The 20269-nt window shown below is 67.6% G+C and carries 22 protein-coding genes; 13 read left to right on the top strand and 9 right to left on the bottom strand.

Annotation, left to right across the window (positions count from 1 at the left end; all coding sequences use genetic code 11):
- Positions 1 to 23: 23 nt before the first annotated feature.
- The 6 genes from BMX17_RS06195 (at position 24) to BMX17_RS06170 (ending at position 5008) form a co-directional block, all read left to right on the top strand.
- Positions 24 to 392 carry a DUF7475 family protein gene (locus tag BMX17_RS06195; protein ID WP_092658615.1) on the top strand — a complete coding sequence of 123 codons (369 nt, stop codon included), beginning with the start codon at positions 24 to 26 and terminating at the stop codon, positions 390 to 392.
- A gap of 176 nt (positions 393 to 568) precedes the next feature.
- Positions 569 to 1573 carry a zinc-binding dehydrogenase gene (locus BMX17_RS06190; RefSeq protein WP_092658614.1) on the top strand — a complete coding sequence of 335 codons (1005 nt, stop codon included), beginning with the start codon at positions 569 to 571 and terminating at the stop codon, positions 1571 to 1573.
- Positions 1574 to 1718: 145 nt separating this feature from the next.
- Positions 1719 to 2111, top strand: a complete 393-nt coding sequence (locus tag BMX17_RS06185) for a 6-pyruvoyl trahydropterin synthase family protein (protein ID WP_092658613.1) — start codon at positions 1719 to 1721, stop codon at positions 2109 to 2111.
- The gene (locus BMX17_RS06180; protein ID WP_092658612.1) at positions 2096 to 3166 is read left to right on the top strand and encodes a glycosyltransferase family 4 protein; all 1071 of its coding nucleotides are present in this window, start codon (positions 2096 to 2098) and stop codon (positions 3164 to 3166) included. Before BMX17_RS06185 ends, BMX17_RS06180 begins: the two co-directional genes overlap by 16 nt.
- Entirely contained in the window at positions 3163 to 4083 is a 921-nt protein-coding gene (locus tag BMX17_RS06175) for a hypothetical protein (protein ID WP_092658611.1), read from the top strand. The genes BMX17_RS06180 and BMX17_RS06175 overlap by 4 nt, the downstream gene beginning before the upstream one ends.
- A gap of 136 nt (positions 4084 to 4219) precedes the next feature.
- Positions 4220 to 5008: a GTP cyclohydrolase III gene (locus tag BMX17_RS06170; RefSeq protein WP_092658610.1), complete on the top strand. Its 789-nt coding sequence runs from the start codon at positions 4220 to 4222 to the stop codon at positions 5006 to 5008.
- Here BMX17_RS06170 and BMX17_RS06165 read toward each other — a convergent pair.
- Together BMX17_RS06165 and BMX17_RS06160 are read right to left on the bottom strand one after the other, a co-directional pair.
- Positions 5005 to 5739, bottom strand: coding sequence for a competence/damage-inducible protein A (locus tag BMX17_RS06165; protein WP_092658609.1), 735 nt, complete (start codon positions 5737 to 5739; stop codon positions 5005 to 5007). The genes BMX17_RS06170 and BMX17_RS06165 overlap by 4 nt on opposite strands.
- Positions 5740 to 5805: 66 nt before the next feature.
- The gene (locus BMX17_RS06160; protein WP_092658608.1) at positions 5806 to 6246 is read right to left on the bottom strand and encodes a hypothetical protein; all 441 of its coding nucleotides are present in this window, start codon (positions 6244 to 6246) and stop codon (positions 5806 to 5808) included.
- Positions 6247 to 6425: 179 nt separating this feature from the next.
- On the opposite strand from BMX17_RS06160, the gene BMX17_RS06155 reads away from it, so the two are divergent.
- The 3 genes from BMX17_RS06155 to BMX17_RS06145 are packed head-to-tail and all read left to right on the top strand — an operon-like array spanning position 6426 to position 9041.
- Positions 6426 to 7079, top strand: coding sequence for a LolA family protein (locus tag BMX17_RS06155; RefSeq protein ID WP_092658607.1), 654 nt, complete (start codon positions 6426 to 6428; stop codon positions 7077 to 7079).
- Positions 7076 to 7978, top strand: a complete 903-nt coding sequence (locus BMX17_RS06150; protein ID WP_092658606.1) for a S49 family peptidase — start codon at positions 7076 to 7078, stop codon at positions 7976 to 7978. The genes BMX17_RS06155 and BMX17_RS06150 overlap by 4 nt, the downstream gene beginning before the upstream one ends.
- The gene (locus BMX17_RS06145) at positions 7965 to 9041 is read left to right on the top strand and encodes a motility-associated ABC transporter substrate-binding family protein (protein ID WP_092658605.1); all 1077 of its coding nucleotides are present in this window, start codon (positions 7965 to 7967) and stop codon (positions 9039 to 9041) included. Before BMX17_RS06150 ends, BMX17_RS06145 begins: the two co-directional genes overlap by 14 nt.
- Here the strand turns inward: BMX17_RS06145 and BMX17_RS06140 are convergent, their stop codons facing one another.
- The 3 genes from BMX17_RS06140 to BMX17_RS06130 form a co-directional block, all read right to left on the bottom strand.
- A complete protein-coding gene (locus BMX17_RS06140) occupies positions 9042 to 9815 on the bottom strand; it encodes an HNH endonuclease (RefSeq protein WP_342027687.1) in 774 nt (257 codons plus the stop codon).
- A 395-nt stretch (positions 9816 to 10210) separates the two neighbouring features.
- Positions 10211 to 10876: a 2-phosphosulfolactate phosphatase gene (locus BMX17_RS06135; RefSeq protein ID WP_092658603.1), complete on the bottom strand. Its 666-nt coding sequence runs from the start codon at positions 10874 to 10876 to the stop codon at positions 10211 to 10213.
- The gene (locus tag BMX17_RS06130) at positions 10877 to 11935 is read right to left on the bottom strand and encodes a phosphotransferase family protein (RefSeq protein ID WP_092658602.1); all 1059 of its coding nucleotides are present in this window, start codon (positions 11933 to 11935) and stop codon (positions 10877 to 10879) included.
- Positions 11936 to 12058: 123 nt separating this feature from the next.
- Between BMX17_RS06130 and BMX17_RS06125 the strand changes: the two genes are divergently transcribed.
- From BMX17_RS06125 to BMX17_RS06115, 3 genes are read left to right on the top strand one after another with little or no spacing between them, the layout of a single operon-like run.
- Complete coding sequence (locus BMX17_RS06125; RefSeq protein WP_092658601.1) at positions 12059 to 13318, top strand: acyl-CoA dehydrogenase family protein; 1260 nt, start codon at positions 12059 to 12061, stop codon at positions 13316 to 13318.
- Complete coding sequence (locus BMX17_RS06120) at positions 13315 to 14088, top strand: SDR family NAD(P)-dependent oxidoreductase (protein ID WP_092658600.1); 774 nt, start codon at positions 13315 to 13317, stop codon at positions 14086 to 14088. Before BMX17_RS06125 ends, BMX17_RS06120 begins: the two co-directional genes overlap by 4 nt.
- Positions 14089 to 14137: 49 nt before the next feature.
- Positions 14138 to 14593 carry a DUF5814 domain-containing protein gene (locus BMX17_RS06115; protein WP_092658599.1) on the top strand — a complete coding sequence of 152 codons (456 nt, stop codon included), beginning with the start codon at positions 14138 to 14140 and terminating at the stop codon, positions 14591 to 14593.
- Here BMX17_RS06115 and BMX17_RS06110 read toward each other — a convergent pair whose 3' ends face one another.
- From BMX17_RS06110 to BMX17_RS06100, 4 genes are read right to left on the bottom strand one after another with little or no spacing between them, the layout of a single operon-like run.
- Entirely contained in the window at positions 14594 to 14800 is a 207-nt protein-coding gene (locus BMX17_RS06110; RefSeq protein ID WP_092658598.1) for a DUF8149 family protein, read from the bottom strand.
- A gap of 43 nt (positions 14801 to 14843) precedes the next feature.
- Positions 14844 to 15644 carry a PAS domain-containing protein gene (locus tag BMX17_RS06105; protein WP_092658597.1) on the bottom strand — a complete coding sequence of 267 codons (801 nt, stop codon included), beginning with the start codon at positions 15642 to 15644 and terminating at the stop codon, positions 14844 to 14846.
- Complete coding sequence (locus BMX17_RS25960; protein WP_170845340.1) at positions 15641 to 15781, bottom strand: hypothetical protein; 141 nt, start codon at positions 15779 to 15781, stop codon at positions 15641 to 15643. Before BMX17_RS25960 ends, BMX17_RS06105 begins: the two co-directional genes overlap by 4 nt.
- Positions 15782 to 15785: 4 nt before the next feature.
- A complete protein-coding gene (locus BMX17_RS06100; protein WP_092658596.1) occupies positions 15786 to 16040 on the bottom strand; it encodes a HalOD1 output domain-containing protein in 255 nt (84 codons plus the stop codon).
- 353 nt (positions 16041 to 16393) lie between these two features.
- On the opposite strand from BMX17_RS06100, the gene BMX17_RS06095 reads away from it, so the two are divergent.
- Positions 16394 to 20269: a PAS domain-containing protein gene (locus tag BMX17_RS06095; protein ID WP_092658595.1), complete on the top strand. Its 3876-nt coding sequence runs from the start codon at positions 16394 to 16396 to the stop codon at positions 20267 to 20269.

The following is a 20269-nucleotide window of genomic DNA, read 5'->3' as shown; positions in this document are numbered from 1 at the left end:
CCACTCGCGTTCCCACTAGGGATATGACAGAGACAGCCGCGGGCGGACGCACGGTCGACACGGCATCGCTGTCGCCGCTCCACTGGGTCGCGTTCGGCCTCGCGGCGATCACCGGCGTGTTGCACATCTGGCTCGGCGTGCAGTTCGTCTCCTCGCCCGTGGGGATCAGCTTCCTGCTGGCCGGCGTCGGGTTCTTCGCGGGCGCGGCGCTGGTCGCGGTCGACTACCGCCGGCGACTGGTCTACGCCATCGGCGTCCCCTTCACCGCCGTCCAGATCGTCGCCTGGTATCTGGTCAACGCACCCGACTTCTCGCCGATCGGCTACCTGGACAAGGCCGTCCAGGTCGCCTTCATCGTGGTGCTGGTGGTGCTGTACCGGCGCGAAGGGTGACCGACAGCCGAACCCGGCGGCCGAGCGAGGGATTCGTGGAGAATTTCCGCCACACACAGGTTTTATCGGTTACAGCCCTTGGCGATGCCATGGCGATTCAGCCCGCGTCGACGTTTCGGACCGAGATCGCAAATCGGATCAGCGACGACCGACGCCGAACCCGGGCGTGATCGACCGTGGCTGCACGCTCGCTCTACTTCACCGGACCGCGTGAAGTGACGGTTCGCGAACGCCCGGTCCCGGACCCCGGACCCGACCAGGTGCGCGTTCGGACGGAACGCTCGGCCATCAGCCCCGGGACCGAACTGTTGCTCTACCGGGACGAAGCGCCGGCCGGCGTCGAGATCGACGAGACCATCGACGCGCTGGACGGGACCCTCTCGTACCCACTCCAGTACGGCTACGCGGCCGTCGGCCGCGTGACCGCGACCGGCGCGAACGTCGACGCCGACTGGGAAGGCCGCCGCGTGTTTGCGTTCCATCCCCACGAGAGTCACTTCCTCGCGACGCCCTCGGAACTGATCCCGGTCGACCAGCCCGCCGAGCGGGCGACGCTGTTGGCCAACGCCGAGGCCGCCGTCAACTTCGTGATGGACGGCCGGCCACGCGTCGGTGACCGGGTCGCCGTCTTCGGCCAGGGAATCGTCGGCCTGCTGACGACCGCCGTCCTCGCGGAGTTCCCGCTGGGTGAACTGGTGACCGTCGACCCCTACGAGCGGCGGCGAGAACTCTCGGAGCGACTCGGCGCGGACGCGGCCGTGGCCGACGCCGGCGCGCTCGGCGATGCGGTGGCGAGCGACCACGTCGACGGCGCGGACCTGACTTTCGAGCTCTCGGGCAACCCGGACGCGCTCGACGACGCCATCGACGCGACTGGCTACGCCGGGCAGGTGATCGTCGGCTCGTGGTACGGCGACAAGCCGGCGACGCTGCACCTCGGCGGGGAGTTCCACCGGAGTCACGTCCGGGTCCAGAGCAGTCAGGTCAGCCGCATCGATCCGGACCACAGCGGCCGCTGGGACAAGGAACGCCGGCTCTCGCTGGTCCGTGACCTCCTGGCCGAACTCGACGTGTCGGCGCTGTTCAGCCACGAGTTCCCCGTCGAGCGGGCCGAAGACGCCTACGAACTGCTCGACGACGCGCCCGAGCGCGCGTTGGGTGTCGTGTTGACGTATCAGTGACCGGGAGATGCGAGCGGAGCGAGTATCTCCGGACGAGCGAGCGGTGACGACGGAGCCGCGAGCCGACGGATGCGCGAGCGGACCGAGCCGCGAGGCCTTACACCAGCGGCGGGAGACTTAGGTGGCGACGGGCACAGGAACTGGTATGTACACAGTCACGGTGCTGGAGTCGTTTATCGCACAGCACTTTCTCACTGTACCGAACGCGGGCCCCGAGGGGGAGCCACACTCCCACCGCTACGAGGTCGAACTCACGTTCAGGGGACCGGAACTGAACGAGTTCGACTACCTCGTCGACATCGACGACGTGGAAGCGGCGCTGGATGGACTCCAGAGTCGCTACGCCGACGCGATGCTGAACGACCTGCCGGAGTTCGAGGGACATAACCCCAGCGTCGAGCGGTTCGCCCGGGCGGTCTGGGAGCGGGTGACCGAGAAGGTGACCGACGACACGGTGACCGAACTGACCGTGACGATCTGGGAAGACGACCAGGCACACGCGGCGTACGAGGCATCCGTCCCATGCGCGTCGGCCTGACGCTGTACGGGAGTCTCGACGACCAGTCGGGCGGGTTCCGGTACGACCGCCGACTCGTCGAGGCGCTCCGCGACGCCGGCGACACCGTCGACGTGATCGAACTCCCGCGCCGCCGGTACGCCCGTGGCCTGCTCGACAACCTCTCGTCGTCCCTGCGCGACCGACTCGCCGTCGACGTGGACGTGATGCTCCAGGACGAACTCGCCCACCCGTCGCTCGTCCGGGCGAACCGCGACCTGCCCTACCCCGTGGTCAGCGTCGTCCACCACCTGCGAGCCAGCGAAGGCCGCCACCTCGCCGGCCTCTACCGGGCCGTCGAGCGCCGCTATCTCGGCGGCGTCGACGCCGCCGTCTGTAACAGCACCGCGACCCGGAGCACCGTGACCGAGACCGGCGGGCCGCCGAAGGGTCGAACGGTCGTCGCCCCGCCCGCCGGCGACCGCTTCGATCCGGACATCGGCACCGCGACCATCGAATCTCGGGCCCACGAGGGGGCACTGAGAGTTGCCTTCGTCGGCAATATCGAGCCCCGGAAGGGGCTGGACACGCTCGTCGACGGGCTTGCCGAGGTCGACGAACCCTGGGAGTTGACGGTCGTCGGGCGGGCGGAGAACCCCTCGTACGTCCGGACGGTCGAGAACGCGATCGCTCGCAGCGGTGCCGGCGGCCGCATCGACCTCCGCGGGCGGCTCGCGGACGACGAGCTCGCGACCGTGCTCCGAGGGAGTCACGTCCTGGCGATCCCCGCGCGACACGAGGGGTTCGGCATCGCCTATCTGGAGGGGATGAGCTTCGGCCTGCCGGCAGTCGCGTCGGCCGCAGGCGGGGCACGGGACTTCGTGACCCCAGGTGAGACGGGAGCGCTGGTCGAGCCAGACGACCCAGAGGGTGTGGGGCGAGTGCTGGGCGCGCTCGCCCGTGACCGCGACCGCCTCGCGCGGATGGGGCAGGCGGCGCGCGAACGATACGAGGCCCACCCCGGCTGGTCCGAGACGACCGCGCGAGTCCGGGAGTTCCTGCAGGGAGTGGCCGGCGGCGGAGGGGTCGCCGCATGACGGCCGACGACTTCCAGCGGTACCTCGACGCCAAGCGGTCCGTCGACGACCGGAGTCTGGACCGCCGGCTCTGGCGACAGCTCCGGATGAACCTGGCGACGGCGGCCGACGACGAGGGACCGTTCCGCGTGCTGGAGGTCGGTGCCGGAATCGGGACGATGATCGAACGCGCCGTCGAGTGGGATCTCTTCCCCGGGGACCGGGACGTGGTCTACACCGCCGTCGATCAGGAGCCCGACAACACCGCGGCGATCCCCGGCCGCCTCGCGGACTGGGCGGCCGACCGACCGGTCGAGGCCAGCGAACGCGACGACGGAATCGACCTCGTCTGGCCGGAGCGCACCGTCGCCGTCCGGCCCGTCACCGCCGATGCCGAGGCCTTCGTCGCCGACACCGACCAGTCGTGGGATCTGCTGGTCGGCCTGGCCGTCCTCGACGTGATGGGCCTGGAGACGCTGCCGACACTCCTGTCGGGGCTCGCGTCCGGCGGCTACTGGTACTTCCCGATCACCATCGACGGCGGGACGCGGTTCACACCGGACCACCCGGCCGACGACGCCGTCGAGCGCGCGTACCACGGCCACATGGACACGAAACCGGGGGGCGACAGCCGCGCGGGCCACCACGCGCTGGCGCGACTCCGGGACCTGCACGGCGCGACGGTCGCTGGCGTCGCGGGGTCGGACTGGGTCGTCTACCCGGACGAGAACGGGTACCCGGACGACGAGGCGTACTTCCTGCGGTACATCCTGGACACCATCGAGGGCGCACTCGGGGAGGGCGACCGCGGCGCGAAGCTGGACGACGACAGCCTCGACGACTGGCTCCGGACACGCCGCGAGCAGGTCGCAAACGGTGAACTCGTCTACGTGACCCACCAGCTGGATCTGCTCGGCCAGTGGACGGGCGAAGAGTGAGGCGGGGCGGGGACACCTCGGTCGAGCCTCCCTGCTCGCGGCTCCGTCGTCACCGCTCGCGTGTTCGACGGACTCCCTTCGGTCGTCCGTCCGGCTTCCAAAGAACAATACTACTCTACCCCGTACGACAGGTGTCGTGACAAACACGCAGGTTACGCTGATCCAGATCGACAACTACGGGCCCTGGACAGTCACGCCGACGCCGCGCCGTGAGGTCGACCTCCAGACGATGCAGTCGCGGCTGTACGCCGACGTGTCACAACTCGTCGGCAACCGCCAGGGGTACGCCTTCTTCGGCCGATTCGACAACATGGTCGCCGTGACCAACGGGTTAGACGTCGAGGACCTCGCACTGGTCCAGGAGTCCATCGGCAACCGCTATCCGGTCACCGCGAGCGTGAGCGTCGCGGTGGACGCCTCGCCGGTCGCCGCGCTGGGCCGGGCCTCCGACCGCCTCCAGGACGCCGGGAGCGCACAGGACGAGACCCGCCGCGAGATCCTCCGCGGTGAGACGCTGGCCGACGAAGATCGGACGGACGAGGACGTGCAGATCGCCCACTTCGACGTGAACGACGCGACAGGCAAGTACACGGACGAACTCAACGAGTTCGACACGTTCATCCGGATCGAGCAGGGCTACGCCGAGTTGATGCGGTATATGCGCCAGGCCCACGACTCGCTGTCCTTTTTCGTCGGTGGCGACAACGTCATCGCAGTCTGTGCCGACCTCGACGCGGCTGACTACCGCGACGCCATCGACCACGTCAACGAGGCCGTCGACGTGGACCTCAAGGTCGGCGTCGGGCAGTCGGGCGTCGCCCAGGCGGCTGGGATGGGCGCGAAACACGCCCTGGAGGAGTGCCGCGAAGACGGGACGGCAGTCGAATTCGCCGAGCGGCCAGCGGTCGTCGCCGACGACGATTAGTCGTCCTCGTCGCGGGGTTCCTCGCCCGCGTCCACTTCCGCGGCCAGCCACGCCGTCGCGGCGTCGACCTGGTCGGGATCGTCACCGGTCACTTTCAGGCGATTGTGCCCCGCGTCCCGGTCCGGGTAACAGCCGACGGTCACGTCGAACTGCGCGCCCGCGTCGGTCAGCGCGTCCACGAGGTTGGCCTCCGGTTTCTCCGTGTAGAGGAACTCCGAGACCGAATCCCCCTCGAACTCGTCTTCGATGTCCTCGAACATCGTCTTCATCTCGTCGGGGATGCCCGGGAGGACGTAGACGTTCTCGATCACACACCCGGGAGCCAGTCCACCGCGATTGATGAGGGGGCGACTCCCCGCGGGAATCGTCGCCTCGGCTCTCGCGTCGACTTCGAGGTCGGGATAGTCGCCGGCGATGGCTTCGAGGGTCTCTTCCACGTCGGCCAGCGCCAACTCGTCGACGGCGAGGTCGCTGTCGAAGGCGTCGGCCACGGCCGCCATCGTCACGTCGTCGGGCGTCCCCCCGAGTCCGCCGGTGACGAGGACGGCGTCGTAGGCCTCACTGTAGGCCCGCACGCGTTCGGCGATCTCCGTGCGCTCGTCGGGCACGACCAGCACGCGCCGCACCGACACCCCACGCTCGGCGAGGCGCTCGGCCAGCCACGCGGCGTTCGTGTTCACCGTATCCCCCGCGAGCAACTCGTCTCCGACCGTGACCAGTGCGACCTGCACGGTCGATGGAACGGACCCGCCCGCAAAAGAGGTAACGGGGACCGACGGTCACAGCTGGCGGCACCACTAGATCAGGATCTTCCCGACCAGCGGGACGAGTCCGTCGTTCACCAGTGATCCCTGTTTCTCGATGGCCGCCGCCGAGAGCCCGCCCGCCAGCCGGACCGACTGGGTGGCCGCGAACAGCGGGAGCGAGACCAGCGACGCCGCAGGCACGTCGTTGCGGGCGTGCCCGAACGGCTGGTAGTGCGGGTTGACGCGGTCGAGCGACACCACCCATCGATCCCGGTACTCCTTGAGCTGGACGTGTTCGCCCGGGCTGTCCTCCCGATAGACCCGGAGCGCACCGCTGTGAATCGACCACGGGAAGTTCGACGACCGGAGGTCGAGCGACTCGGGCAGACCCGGCTCGTCCACTTTGGAAACGACGACACGGTTCCCGTGCCCCACCTGTCGCACGCGAGCCAGGCCCTCGTCCCACCCCGCCGCCTCGTAGGTCTCGACCATGTGAGATCCTTGTCACGGCGTAAAATAAAACGCTCCGTCTGTCATCGGCCGAGCCGTCCGTGATCGATACCGAGGCCGAGATCCCAGCCAGCCCAGGGTATAAAGCTTGTGGCCAGTGTGCTGTCTCAGAAACTACGCGAGAAGGCCATGTACGTCCTGTGTGTAGATAGGGGCGAAACATGACACCACCACTGCGGAGCAGACACCGGCGCGCGTTACTCGGCGTCGTCGGTCTCGTGTTCGTGACGGCCGGCTGTCTCGGGGCACCCGGGACGGAAGTCGACGATCCGTCGGTCGTCGCCGAACAGGTCGAATCGAGATACGAACGATTGGACGGATTCCAGGCGACGATGATCCAGCGGGTCACGGTCGGCAGCGAGACCGAAACCACGCGGGCCACCGTCACCTTCGACAAGGGTGACTCGCTCCGGATCGCCTACGAAACGGGCCCGAAAGCCGGCGATGTCGCCGTGATCGAGAACCCATCGGCGAAGCTGTTCGCCGGTGAGGCCCGCACCGATGCCGAGGCCAGCGCGCGCCTCGGAACGGTCGCCGCCGACCTCGTGCGCGAAAACGAGGTCGTCTTCGAGGGGACCGAGCGACTCGACGGTCGCTCGACGGCGGTCTTCTCGATCACCCCGCCGGACGACGGCGCCGCGACCCAGCCGGAGCGCCGCGTCTGGGTCGACGCGAAGCAGGTCGTCCCCCGCCGGATCGAGTCGACCTGGACCGAGGACGGCCAGCGGGTGAACGAGACGATCCGCTTCGAGAACGTCTCGCTGGGCGTTCCCGCGACCGACGCCGATGCGACTCCGGGAGGTGCGACGGCATGAACCGTGAGCCTGGCCTCCTCGACCGACTCGGCGGTCCAGTCGTCGTGTTCGGCGTCGTCGGCCTCGTCGTCGGTGCCGCACTCGTCCCGTACGCCTGGGGCGCGTCGACCGAGCCCGACGGGACCGTCGCCGTCGTCGAGATGCACGGCACCATCAACGGCGACACCGCCACGGCGGCCATCGAGGACCTTCGCGAGGCACGCCAGAACGACTCCGTACAGGCCGTCGTCCTCGACATCAACAGCGGCGGCGGGCTGGCCTCGGTCAGCGAACAGCTCTATCTCGCGGTCAAACGGACCAGCGAGCAGATGCCCGTGAAAGTCGCCGTCACCGGGATGGCGGCCTCGGGAGCGTACTATATGAGCGCCCCCGCCGACGAGATCTACGTGACGCCGGCCAGCACCGTCGGCAGCGTCGGCGTCCGGGCGGTCGTTCCCCCGGGCGGCGCACCGGACAACCAGATCACGACCGGCCCCGACAAGGCGACCGGCGCGACCGAGGCCGAAGCGCGCCAGCGCGTCGAGGCACTCCGCAGTGCGTTCGTCGACAGCGTCGTCGCCGAACGCGAGGACGAACTCAACCTCTCGGCGAGCGAGTTGTCCTACGCGAAAGTGTACTCCGGCACCCGTGGCGTCGAACTCGGACTCGCCGATCAGATCGGCGGGCTCGACGCCGCTGTCGACGCTGCGGCCGACGACGCCGGTCTCGACGACTACCGGACCGTCCGGAAGGAGTCCCCCACTCCCAGCGCACTGAGTTCGATCGGACTGAACAGCTCCGGCCCAACGGGCGGCGACGGCCTCACCGTCGAGACGACACAGTACCTCATGCTTCACGGACAGCTGGATACCCCCGGCGACGGGAACGTAACGGAGGTGAGCGCCGATGGCGCGAACTAACCTCCTGAAAGGAATCGGTGTGTTCGCAATCGTCGTGATAGTGGTGGTCGGAGCGACTGCCGCCACCGGAACGCTGCTCTCGGGTGCGTCCCCGTCCGGCGACACGGAGGCCCCGGCCTACGACTCCGGACTGCTCCCGACCGCCGTCGACGACAGCGGCACCGTCGAACCGCCCCAGAGCGACGAGACCAAAACCGTCGTGATCGACCAGAGCCACGGCAACGCGGTCGGCGAGAGCGACATGGAACCGCTGGTCGACGCCCTGATCGAGAGCGGGCACGACGTGCGGTTCTACTCCGGCGGCACCGACAGCGGCTTCGGGGGCGGCACCGGCGGCCTCTCCAGTGGCGGATCCGGCCTCAACGCGACGCTCCGGTCCGCCGACGCCTTCGTCGTCGCCAACCCCGCCAGCGCCTACACCAGCGGCGAGATCAACGGCATCGAGTCATTCGCCGACGCCGGCGGCCGCGTGCTGTTGCTGGCCGACCCGGTCCCGCCGTCCGCGTCCACCCAGTCGATCCCGGTCAACATCCCGATCGGCACCGGGAGCGGCACCGCGACCACGCCCGGCCAGCCGACCAATCTCGCCGCCAACTTCGGCATCTCCTTCGGCGCTGGCTACCTCTTCGACATGGAGAACAACGCCAACAACTACCAGCGCATCTACGCCGATCCGTCCGGCGACGATGCCCTCACTGCCGGCGCCGATCGACTGGTCTTCGACGACGCGACCGCGCTGACGACCGACGCCGACGCGACGCCGATCGTCCAGAGCGACGCCCAGTCGTCCGCGACCCGCCGCGACGGCACCTACCCCGTCGCCGTCCGGACCGACAGCGTCGTCGCCATCGGGAACACCGAGTTCCTCGCACCCGACAGCGCGACCGTCGCCGACAACGACGCCTTCGTGAGCAACATCGCGAGCTTCCTCGTCACCGGCGACAAACAGCCCGGTGTGCCGGAACCGGCGGACGCTGCGACCGGCCCCGGCACCGGCACCGGCGGCTTCGGCGATCAGCCCGACACGACGCCGACGCTCCCGGGCAACGGCACCTCGCCGTAGTCACTCCGCGGCCGGCGGCTCTTTTTCGAGCGGACGTGGACCTCGTTCTCGATCGATCCCGCCCGAGGATCCACACGTTTCCTGCCCCGTCGAGACGGACGACCGGAGCCGTTCCTTCGGAATCGCGCCGAAGTCCGCCTTCCGGTGGCAGTCGACACACAGCGACACGACGTTGTCCAGGAAGTGGGCGTCTTCCTTCTCGTACTCCTCGGCCCCCGCGAACACTCGCACCGGAACGATGTGATGCACGTCGGGATTTCGGCCGATCTCTTCCTTGGACTTCCCGCAGTGCGTGCACTCGTAGCCGTCCCGCTCCAGTGCCTGCTTTCGCACGCGGTTCCAGCCTTTCCCGTAGTTGCCCGTGTCGCCGCCTTCCCAGTTGGGGTGACCCTCGCCGGTGAACGCCTCGGAGAGCCACTTGTACTGGCACTCGTCGCTGCAGAAGGTCGCTTCGCCGTTGATGTTCCAAGAGTTGCGCTCGACCGTTTCGCCACACTGTTCGCAGTCGAGTTCCCGCTTGCCACCGGACCAGCGGTAATGGTCCGACCCACTGATCTCCGGCGGCTCCCGCCAGTCAGCGTTCTCGACACACTCAGGACAGTACAGTCCTTCCTTCTCCGAGGGATAGTATTCGAAGGACGTGCCACAGATTTTGCACTCGGCTTCGGTCTTCCCACCGTCGTAGTTCGGGTTGTCCTCGCCCTCGTAGGAAACGGCCGCATCCCGGCAGTCCTCGGAACAGTATCTCTTCTCGTGTTTACAATGGAAATCCATCCCACACTCCGCACACCTCCGGTTCGGTAACTTCTCGTCGTGTGCGTGGCTGTGATGGACAGAGAGTCCGCGACGACTGTCGAACCCCTCTCCGCACGTCGGGCATTCTTCTTCCGGCATGGCCTGTTGTTACACACGCCCAGCTCTTCATTCCGAGCCGCCCGTGGTGAAAGTGAAACTGGAGATGGGTCTCGCTGGCTTGTTATTTGTAAAATGTTTTATAGGTCCGGGCGTGGGAATCGAACCCACTTCGTATCCGCCACAGGGATACAGGATACCAGTACCCCAGCCCGGACACGCACGTCAAGGTAGGCTACCTACACCTGAAATACGTTACGACTCCCGGAACGCCCTGCAACGGTGTGACAGGGCACTCGCCAGTCGTACCCGGCCCGTCACTCGTGGACGAACCGACCCTCCCGCAACCGCGGCACCACGGCGCTTTCGTCGAACGTACAGAGGTCCTCGACCTCGTTCTCGAAGCCCAGGTCTTGCAGCCACTCGGCGGTGCCGCTCTCGCGGACCTGCCTGGCGAGGTCGTCGGGCGTGAACTCGGCCGCCTCGTCGGCGTAGTGGCGACGGATCAACTCGACGCCCGCGGAGTCTTCGGGCGTGCGGTCGCCCTGCCGGCCGGCGGCGACCAGCCACACGTCGCCGTCGCGTTCGCGCAGATGGTCGGCCACGGCGGCGGCGTTGACGGTGCTGCCGATCAGGATTTCGGCGTCGGGGCCGATACGGTGGACGGCGCGGGTCCCGTTGGAGGTGAGGATGCCTACCGGGCGGTCCTCGAAGTCCCGCTCGGCGATCAACGAGGGTAGCGGCGAGCAGTCGAAGCCGTCGACGGGCTGACCGCCCTGCTCGCCGACGAGGACGGCGTCGTCGGTGTCGATCGCGAATTCACGGGCCTCGTCGGCCTCGGCGAAGGGCCGGACGTAGCTGGCACCCGCTTCGAGCAGGCGGACGATGCTGGTCGAGGAGATTATCACGTCGACGACGACGAAGACGCCGTCGGACGCGGGCTCTGGCACGTCCTCCAGGCGGTCGACGGTGTGGACAGTCATCTACAGGGGGCGTTCGCCGTCGATGATCTCGACAGCGTGGTCGGCCATCGTCGGGACGCCGTCCTCCATCATCTGGTAGAGGGTGTTGTCGGAGTTCCCCATCAGGTAGCGGGCGAAGAACATCTCGCCCAGCGCGGCCATCTTGTACACCGCGAGGACGCGGTAGAACCGCTGGTTCTCGACGGTGACGCCGGTCTGGTCCTCGTAGCGTTCCACCAGTTCGCCGCGGGTGAGGTAGTCCTCGTCGGCGGTGAAAGAGGGAGCCATCGTCTGCATCAGCGGCGAGAGGTCGTCTTCGGGATCGGGCCAGAAAAAGAGGAGCCACCCCAGATCACAGAGCGGGTCGCCCAGCGTCGACATCTCCCAGTCGAGGACGCCGCCGATCTCGGGCGGCGAGCCCGGCGTGAAGATCACGTTGTCGAGTTTGTAATCACCGTGGACCAGTGCGTGGGCGGACTCCTCGGGGACGTTGTCGTCGAGCCAGTCGCCGATGCGGTGGATCTCGGTGACTTCCCGCTCGTCGGTTGTTTCCTCGAAGGCCCACTCGAACTGCTCGGTCCAGCGGTCGACCTGCCGCTGGGCGAAGCCCTCGGGGGTGCCGAAGTCGCCGAGGCCCACAGTTTCGACGTCGACGGTGTGAATGGCCGCGAGCGTGTCGACCATCTCCTCGCCGACCTGTCGGCGCGAGTCGGCGTCGGAAAAGCGGTCGAGTTCGACGAACCGCATGACATCGCCGTCCAGTCGCTCCATGACGTAGAACGGACAGCCCATCACGTCGGTGTCCTCGCTCTCGGCGACGGTCGTCGGGACGGGCACGTCGGTGTCCTGCAGGGCGTGGACGACCTCGTACTCCCGGAGCACGTCGTGGGCGGTGTCGGCGGTCTCGCCCGGCGGCGGGCGACGGATGACCAGTTCACGGTCGCCCCAGGTGACGAACAGCGTCTCGTTGGAAAAGCCCTGATCGTGTCGTTCGACATCGAAGGTATCGGTCTCGCCCAGTCGCTCCGCGAGGAAAGCCCGCAGGCGGTCGCGATCGACGAGATCGGCTTCGTCTGGCATTGCCACGGCGTAGCGTGGTCTGCAGTAAATGCGTTGTCATCCCACTGCCACTATCCGAGGGGGTTAAAACAGCCTCGTTAGGGCGGCAGTGCAACTAACCCCGCTGTTTCACACTGGTAGGGCATGGATCTCACGTACCAGGATTCCGAACGAGCGCGCGAGGTTGCCGAGCGGGCACGCGCGTTCGTCGACGAGGAAGTCCTACCTAGAGAGCGGGAGCTACTGGGCCAGCGCGACGCGGCGAGCGACGCCGACCGCCAGGAAGAGGGGCACGAACTGATGGAGGACCTGCGGGAGATCGCCCGCGAGCGGGACGTGTTCGGCCCGCAGATCCCCGAGGAGTACGGCGGCCTCGGCATGGCGTTTTCGGACCTGCTCCCCGTCTTCGAGCAGGCCGGGCGGTCGATCTTCGCGATGGGGGCGATGCACGTCGCCGCGCCCGACGAGGGCAACATGGAGATCCTCGAACAGGCGGGCACCGAAGCACAGAAGGAGGGGTATCTCCGGCCGCTGGTCGACGGCGAAGTGTCCTCGGGGTTCTCGATGACCGAGCCGATGGACGGGGCCGGCTCCGACGCCAAGCAGATCAAGACGACCGCCGAGAAGGACGGCGACGAGTGGGTCATCGACGGCCACAAGTGGTGGACGAGTTTCGGGCACAGCCAGCCCGACTTCCTGATCGTCGTCGCCCGGACCAACGAGGACGCCCACCCCTACGTCGGGACCTCGGCGTTCATCGTGGACGCCGACGCCGACGGCGTCGAGTACGTGCGTGACATCCCACACATGGGTGAGTCCGGGATGGGCCACGCCGAGATCGTCTACGACGGCGTGCGCGTTCACGACGACCAGATGCTCGGCCCGAAAGACGGCGGTCTGGCCATCGCCCAGCAACGCCTGGGCAAAGCGCGGCTCACCCACTGTATGCGCTTCATGGGGATGGCCGACCGGTCGCTGGACATCGCCAAGGCGTACATGGACGAACGCTCGGCCTACGGCGACAAACTGAGCCAGAAGCAGGCGCTCCGGTTCGACATCGCCGACGCCGAGATGCGGCTCCACGCCGCCCGGACGATGGTGCGCCACGCCGCCCGGACCATCCAGGAGGAGAGCCAAGCCGACACCGAGGTCTCGATGTCGAAGGTGTTCGCCGCCCGAACGGTGCAGGACATCGTCGACACCTGCGTCCAGGTGTGTGGCGGCAACGGCATCGGCAAGGACCTCCCGCTGGCGGACTTCTACGAGAACGTCCGCGCGTTCCGCATCGTCGACGGGGCCGACGAGGCACATATGCGCTCGATCGCCAAGGGTGCCTTCGACGACGACGAGATCGTGCCCGAAGAACTCGAGTACGTCACCCGCTTCGGGGAGCCCCAGCGATGAACGCACTCGACAAATTCCGACTCGACGACGAGGTGGTCCTCGTGACGGGCGCGGCGTCGGGCATCGGGAAGGCGATCTCGGAAGCCTGTGCCGACGCGGGGGCACGGCTGGCGCTGGCCGACAAGGACGTCGAGGGCGTCGAGACCGTCGCAGAGGAGGTCGACGCCGAGACGCTGGCGATTCCGGCGGACGTGTCCGACCACGACCAGGTCGTCGCGATGGTCGAGGAGACCGTCGAGGAGTTCGGCGGGCTGGACGTGACCTTCGCCAACGCCGGCATCGGCCGGCTCGGTGCGACCGTCGACGACTACGACATCGACCAGTGGCACCAGGTGATGGACGTGAACTTAGACGGCGTGTTCTACACGATCCGGGAGGCCGCCGCGGTGATGGAGGAGGGCGGCCGCATCGTCACCACGGCGTCGGTTCTCAGCCAGATCGCCTCTGACTTCCCCGGCGTCGCGGCCTACGTCGCCTCGAAGGGCGGGGTCGCCCAGCTGACGAAACAGGCCGCCGCCGATCTGGGCCCGCAAGGTATCCGGGTCAACGCCATCGCGCCGGGCTGGGTCCACACCGGTATCGGCGGCGGTGCCTTCCGCAAGGACTCGGGCATGGACCACCTCCACGAGCAGATGGAAGAGGAGACCATCATGGGCCGGCTGGGCGAGCCCGAGGACCTGAAAGGCGTCGCGCTCTTTCTCGCCAGCGAGGCCTCGGCCTACTGTACCGGGAGCGTGCTGACCGTGGACGGCGGCTGGACGACGACGTAGGGGCGGTCCGAGACACTTTTGCGCGTCAGCCGTCAACGAAGGGGTACGCGTGGCCATCACGGACAAGATCTACGTGAAGAACCACCGGCAGATCGCCTCCCAGCTAGAGACCTCCATCCCGAAGGGGGCCTTCTCCGGGGCGACGCTGGACATCCTCTATCAGGGCGACGGGCTGGCCAAACTCGACGACGCCACCCGCGACCGGGTACTGGAGTTCGCGGAGGACTTCCTGGACTGTGACTGTGAGGCCAACCCCCACTGTGGCCACCCCGAGGAGAAGTTCGTCGACTACCTGCTGGAGTTGCGTGCCCAGGGACTGGGGCCCGACGCCATCGTCGACGTGATGGGTGACGATTATATGCTCTATGCCTATCCGGGCGACATCCTCTCCTTTCTCGACGACTCCGTCCGGACGCTAGAGGCCGTCGAGGCGCTGGCCGACGTGGACGACGCCCCCGAGATGGCCGACCGGGCGCGGCGACTCCGACAGGATCTGGTTCGGTAGCTACTCCTCGTCGAGCAGTCCGAGGTCGTCGACCACCAGGTCGGCGAGGTGATCGGCGATGTCGGGGTCGACCTGTGCGATCTCCTCGCCGTCGTGGAGCTGGTCGTTGTGGCGCTCGATGGCCTCGCCCACGTCGTCCAGCGGCACTCGCGTCGTGGTCCCGCAGTCGTCACAGAAGACCGGAACGGACGGCTGTTCGTCAGACATCGGTGTGTAGTACTCGCCCAGCGGACGGTATAACGGGGTCGGTTCAGGACTGTGCTGCGTCGCCGTCGTGAACGATCACGAGGCTCGCGTCTTCCAGGCGAACGATGCGGGCCTGCACGGCGACCGTGTCGCCGTCGTTCCGGCGGGCGACGCACTCGCCGGTCCAGCGCCAGTCGTCGGCGACGGCCGGTAGGACCGACGAGGCGATCCGGTCGGCCTCGGCGTCGGTATAACAGTCCTGCCACGGCCGCCCCTCGATCTCGCCGGGCTCGTAGCCGAGCCGTGTGGCATAGACGGTGTTGACGAACTCGACGATGCCGTCCGGGTCGACGATGGCGATTCCCTCCCCTGCGGCCTGGGCCGCTGCCAGCCCCCGCTGGGCCGTGATCCTGGTGGTCTGGTGAGCCACGAGTCGGCGGACGCGCTGGTCGAGCAGTTCCAGCGACCGGAGGCCGTTCTTTTCGAGATAGTCAGTCCAGAGCCCGTCGAACGTGGTCCCGGGCACGTCACGGAGCGATTTGACCGTAAAGAGGACGAACGGGAGCGTCTCGTCCCGGTCCCGGACGGCCGCGAGCAGGTCGTCACCGTCCGGGGTCGAGCCGTCGAGGTTGCTGACGACGCAGTCGACGCTGTCGAGGTGTTCGAGTGCCGCCTCGACAGAGCCGACCGTGACCACGTCGAGCCCCTCCTCGGCCCCGAGTGTCGCGTCGACCAGCGAGGCGAACTCCGCGTTGTCGTCGGCGTAAAGGACCCTGATCGGCGCGGACGAGGCAGTCAAACCCGGGCCCGGAAGCTGGTCCGGTGCCGGTCCCGCCGCCGTCCCGTCGTGCCAGTGCCGGCTCATGGTTCGACCGGCCGGGTGACGTTCGATTGGATCCAGGCGTGTTCGTTCTCGCTGTCCGAGATCATAGCGACCGTGACCGATCCGAGTTCGTACTCCTCGTAGATATCGCCCATCCGCTGTCGGAAGTCGTCGTACATGGTATCAGGCCTCGTAGACCGCGCCGCCGACCTCGATACGACCGTCGCCGTGGACCGTCACCGTCGTGCCGTCGTAGGTGAAGGTGACTGCGATGTCGTCGGTGTCGCCGCCACAGAGCCGGTCCAGTGCTTCGAGGTCGATCTCCCAGTACAGCGGAACGTCGAGTTCGGTCGGGTCGACACCACGTACGTCCGCGATTGCCTCGATCACCCGCGTGCTGAACCGCTCGGCCGTCTTCGGTCGAGAGTGCGCTCCCATACACGCTCGAAGGGGACCCGTCACCATCCGTCTCTCCAACATATGCCGAGCCACCGGTCCGATCCGGACGCTATGTGTATAGCCCCACCGTGTCGACGGCCGTTCCGTCGGCCGATCCGTCGGCGCTGGGCTGTCGATTGCGGCGGGTTCGTCGGGTTCGGTCGGCACCTGCACGGGAGTGTGCTGCACCGGTTGCCACTTCTCGGCGGTTCCGTGTCGATTTCGTTCAACGATCGTGTAGATTTTTCAACCTGCTGTCCGTAGAGGAACGGGTGTGCGCTCGCGTTCGCTGTCATCCGGTCGGCTGGGGGCGACCGGGACGAGGATGGCACTGGGTCCTGGCGGTCATACTCGTGGCCGTCGGGAGTGTGTGGCTGGCGGTCTCCGGCGGGGCGTGGCTCCGATGGCTCGCCGGGAGAGCCGCCGGTGAGGGTATCGTCCCGGTACTGTTCGTGGGGCTCGCGGTCGATCACGACGCCGATGGCGTCATCGACCGCCTGATCGAACAGGTGCGACGGCTCGAAGCCGGCAACTACGACCTCGACCTGCCGACCGACCGTGACGACAGCGTCGGCGAACTCGCGACCGAACTCGACGAACTGGCGACGGCACTGGCAGCCGCTGACGACCCAGAGACAGCCACCGACCGCGAAGTGCCAGCGGTCCCACGTGACAAGCGCCGGTTCGAGGCCGTCTTTCAGGACCCGGAGATGCTCGTCGGACTGCTGGATCCCGACGGGACCCACCGGCGGAGCAACGACACCGCGATGTCCTACATCGACGCGGACGCGGACGCCGTGGCTGGCGTTCCCTTCTGGGAGACGCCGTGGTGGGCGGGGGACGAGGAGGCACAGTCGATGATCCGGAGAAAGATCGAACGGGCGGCCAGCGGCGAGTACGTCGGGTACGGGGCTGACCTCACCGACGCGAACGGCGAGCGGTTCAGCAGGGAAGGGACGATTCGACCCGTCACCGAGGACGGCGAGGTGGTGTCGCTGGTCGTCTCGGCCCGTGACGTGACCGAGCGCAAAGAACACGAGCGAACCCTCGAACGGTACCGGAGCATGGTGAACGCGATGCGGGACTCAGCCTGTATCTACGACGCGGACGGGCGGTTCGAAGTCGCCAACCAGGCGCTCGCGAACTTCTACGGGACGACCCCCGAGGACCTCGAGGGCAGGCAGAGCCACCTCGTCGAGCAGGTCCGAGCGGACGCCGACGGCGACCCATACCAGGAACTGGTCGACGGGCAGAGAGCGGAGATTCGCGGGGAGTACGAGTCGGCGTATCCGAACGCCGGGCACGCAGTCGTCGAGTACCGGATGACACGCCTGACCGTCGACGGTGAATTCGAGGGTGTCGTCGCGGTCGCACGCGACGTGACAGAGCGCAGAGCACGCGAGCGCCAGCTCAAGGCCATCGTCGAGAACACGATCGACCCCATATACATCAAAGACCGCGAGGGCAACTACCAGTTCGCCAACGAGGCCAGCGCCGACTTCTTCGGCCTCGACCGGGACGAGATCGTCGGCAAGACCGACCACGATCTGTTCGACGAGGAGAGTGCGGCCTCGATCCGCGAGGACGACCGGGAGATCCTCGAAACCGGCGAGTCCATCGTCGTCGAGCGGATCCGGCGTATCGACGGCGAGAAAGCCGTCTTCCTCGACAACAAGTATCCGTTCCGCGACGAGAACGGTGAGATCGTCGGCACCATCGGAATCAGCCGGGACATCTCCGAGCGCAAGGCCAAAGAGCGAGAACTCGAACGCTACAAAGAGTTCACGGACGACATCCTCGACGCCATCGACGACGTGTTCTACGCGCTCGACCGGGACGGCACCCTCGATCGGTGGAACGAGAGCCTGGTGGACGTGACCGGCTACGACGACGCGGCGATCGCCTCGATGCACGCCACCGACTTCTTCGCCGAGAGCGACCGGAGCGAGATCGAGACGGCAGTCGACGAAGTGGCCGAAACCGGGCGCACTCGCTTCGAAGCGGACCTCCTGACCAGCGACGGGGAACGACTCCCCTACGAGTTCGTGGCGACGCAGGTACAGACCCCCGACGGCGAACCTGCCATCGCCGGCATCGGCCGGGACGTTAGCGAGCGCGAAGCGCGCGAAGCACAGCTCCGCGAACGGGAACGGGAACTCTCGACGCTGATCGGCAACATCCCCGGCATGGTCTATCGCTGTGCGAACGAACCGGACTGGCCCTTCGAGTTCGTCAGCGAGGGGTGTCGCGCCGTGACCGGCTACGAGCCCGAGGCGATCGAGGACAGCGACGTAAACTGGGCCGAAGAGGTCATCGACGACGACAACGACGAAATCTGGGCCGAAGTCCAGCGCGCCATCGACCGCCGGGACCCCTTCCAGGTCACCTACCGGATCGAGGACGCCGACGGCGAGCGCCGCTGGCTCTGGGAACAGGGCCGCGGTGTGTTCGACGACGGCGACCTCCAGGCGCTCGAGGGCGTCATCATGGACGTCACCGACCGGAAGGAGCGCGAGCTGGCCCTGCAGTCGCTCCACGACGCGGCCCGCCGCCTGCTAGGAACCGAAACCGAGAGCGACGTGACCGAACTGGTCCTCGACGTTGCGACCGAGGTCGTCGACACGCACACCGTCGGCATCTACCTGCTCGACGACGAGACGAACACGCTCGAACCGGTCGCGTGCACCGAGTCATTCACCGACCTCTACGACGGGCCGCCCGCGGTCACCGTCGGCGACGACGATTCGCTCGTCTGGGACACCTTCGTCACCGAGACCCGGACCGTGGTCGAGGACGGTGAGGCGACCGACGACACGGGGCTGTTCGACGACGGCGTCCGGAACGGCGTCCTCGTCCCCATCGGCGACCACGGCGTGTTCGTCGCCCTCTCGCGGGACGGACGGATCGACGGCACCACTCGCCAGCTCGTCGAGACGCTCGTGGCGACCACCGAGGCCGCGCTGGACCGACTGGACAGCGAGGCGACGCTCCGAGAACGTGACGCCGAACTCAAAGCGCAAAACGAGCGTCTCCGCCGACAGATCCAGATCACCGAGATCATCCGCTCGATCGACCAGTCGCTGATCGGCACGCACACCCACGAAGAGATCGAGCGTGCGGTCTGTGAGCGACTGGTCGCCGACGACACCATCGGCTTCGCCTGGATCGGCACACTCGCTCCGGACGGCGAGTCCGTCACCGCCCGCCAGTGGGCCGGCGAGGGCGAGAGCTACCTCGATGCCATCGCCGCCGACGGCAGTGCGGCCACCCCGGAACCGGCCTGGCAGGCCGCCCGGACCGACTCCCCCGTCGTCGTCGAGAACGTCGTCGACGACCTCCGACGGGAGGGATGGCGCAAGCCCGCACTCGCTCACGACTTCCACTCGGCGATCGCCGTCCCCCTCGTCTTCGACGAGTACTCCTACGGCGTCCTCGGGGTTTACGCCACCGAACCCGGTGCATTCGGCGACCTCGAACGCTCCGTGTTCGCCGAACTCGGCGAGACCATCGCCAACTCGATCACCGCCGCCAAGACCCGCCAGGCGCTCCACGCCGAGACCCTGCTCGAACTCGACCTCCGGTTCGAGGACGCCGACGACCTGCTGGCCCGCATCGCCCGCGAGGCCGACTGCCGCGTCGAGTACGAGGGACTGGCCAGCGTCCCCGACGACGACGACCGGGTCTTTTTCGTCGCGCGTGACGCCGACCCCGACGCCGTCCGCGACGTGCTGGACGGCCTCGTCTCCGTGACCGACAGTCGCCTGATCAGCGACGCCGACGGCTCCCTGTTCGAGGTGACGACCGCCGCCCCGCTGGTCGCCGCGAAACTCGTCAGCCACGGCGGCCGCCCCCAGTCCATCACCGCCGACCACACCGGCATGGACGTGGTCGTCGACCTCCCGACCGGCACCGACGTGCGCGAGTTCGTCGAGATGCTCCAGGAGGACCACCCCAGCGTCGAACTCGTCGCCCGGCGACACGTCGAGCGCAGCACCCACACCAGGCGGGAACTCGTCACGACGCTGTTCGAGACACTCACCGACCGCCAGCGCGAAGTGCTCGAAACCGCCTACCTCGCGGGCTTTTTCGAACAGCCCCGCGAGACGACGGGCGAGGAGCTCGCCGCGATGCTAGGTGTCGCACAGCCCACCATCAACCGCCACCTCAGACTCGCCCAGCAACGGCTCATGGAACAACTGTTCTCGACCGGCACAGGAAATATCGAGTGA

The sequence above is a fragment of the Halorientalis persicus genome, assembly GCF_900110215.1.
In the GTDB taxonomy this organism is placed as follows: domain Archaea; phylum Halobacteriota; class Halobacteria; order Halobacteriales; family Haloarculaceae; genus Halorientalis; species Halorientalis persica.
The sequence above is the reverse complement of the archived record's forward strand: the minus strand, read 5'-3'. Positions and strand labels throughout refer to the sequence as shown.

Excerpts from the sequence above, each read along its gene's own strand:
- BMX17_RS06175 (WP_092658611.1), top strand. The coding sequence starts at position 3,163 with ATGACGGCCGACGACTTCCAGCGGTACCTCGACGCCAAGCGGTCCGTC.
- BMX17_RS06130 (WP_092658602.1), bottom strand. The coding sequence starts at position 11,935 with ATGCCAGACGAAGCCGATCTCGTCGATCGCGACCGCCTGCGGGCTTTC.
- BMX17_RS06135 (WP_092658603.1), bottom strand. The coding sequence starts at position 10,876 with ATGACTGTCCACACCGTCGACCGCCTGGAGGACGTGCCAGAGCCCGCG.
- BMX17_RS06125 (WP_092658601.1), top strand. The coding sequence starts at position 12,059 with ATGGATCTCACGTACCAGGATTCCGAACGAGCGCGCGAGGTTGCCGAG.
- BMX17_RS06145 (WP_092658605.1), top strand. The coding sequence starts at position 7,965 with ATGGCGCGAACTAACCTCCTGAAAGGAATCGGTGTGTTCGCAATCGTC.
- BMX17_RS06195 (WP_092658615.1), top strand. The coding sequence starts at position 24 with ATGACAGAGACAGCCGCGGGCGGACGCACGGTCGACACGGCATCGCTG.
- BMX17_RS06120 (WP_092658600.1), top strand. The coding sequence starts at position 13,315 with ATGAACGCACTCGACAAATTCCGACTCGACGACGAGGTGGTCCTCGTG.
- BMX17_RS06185 (WP_092658613.1), top strand. The coding sequence starts at position 1,719 with ATGTACACAGTCACGGTGCTGGAGTCGTTTATCGCACAGCACTTTCTC.
- BMX17_RS06140 (WP_342027687.1), bottom strand. The coding sequence starts at position 9,815 with ATGGATTTCCATTGTAAACACGAGAAGAGATACTGTTCCGAGGACTGC.
- BMX17_RS06155 (WP_092658607.1), top strand. The coding sequence starts at position 6,426 with ATGACACCACCACTGCGGAGCAGACACCGGCGCGCGTTACTCGGCGTC.
- BMX17_RS25960 (WP_170845340.1), bottom strand. The coding sequence starts at position 15,781 with ATGTACGACGACTTCCGACAGCGGATGGGCGATATCTACGAGGAGTAC.
- BMX17_RS06110 (WP_092658598.1), bottom strand. The coding sequence starts at position 14,800 with ATGTCTGACGAACAGCCGTCCGTTCCGGTCTTCTGTGACGACTGCGGG.
- BMX17_RS06180 (WP_092658612.1), top strand. The coding sequence starts at position 2,096 with ATGCGCGTCGGCCTGACGCTGTACGGGAGTCTCGACGACCAGTCGGGC.
- BMX17_RS06100 (WP_092658596.1), bottom strand. The coding sequence starts at position 16,040 with ATGGGAGCGCACTCTCGACCGAAGACGGCCGAGCGGTTCAGCACGCGG.
- BMX17_RS06160 (WP_092658608.1), bottom strand. The coding sequence starts at position 6,246 with ATGGTCGAGACCTACGAGGCGGCGGGGTGGGACGAGGGCCTGGCTCGC.
- BMX17_RS06105 (WP_092658597.1), bottom strand. The coding sequence starts at position 15,644 with ATGAGCCGGCACTGGCACGACGGGACGGCGGCGGGACCGGCACCGGAC.
- BMX17_RS06150 (WP_092658606.1), top strand. The coding sequence starts at position 7,076 with ATGAACCGTGAGCCTGGCCTCCTCGACCGACTCGGCGGTCCAGTCGTC.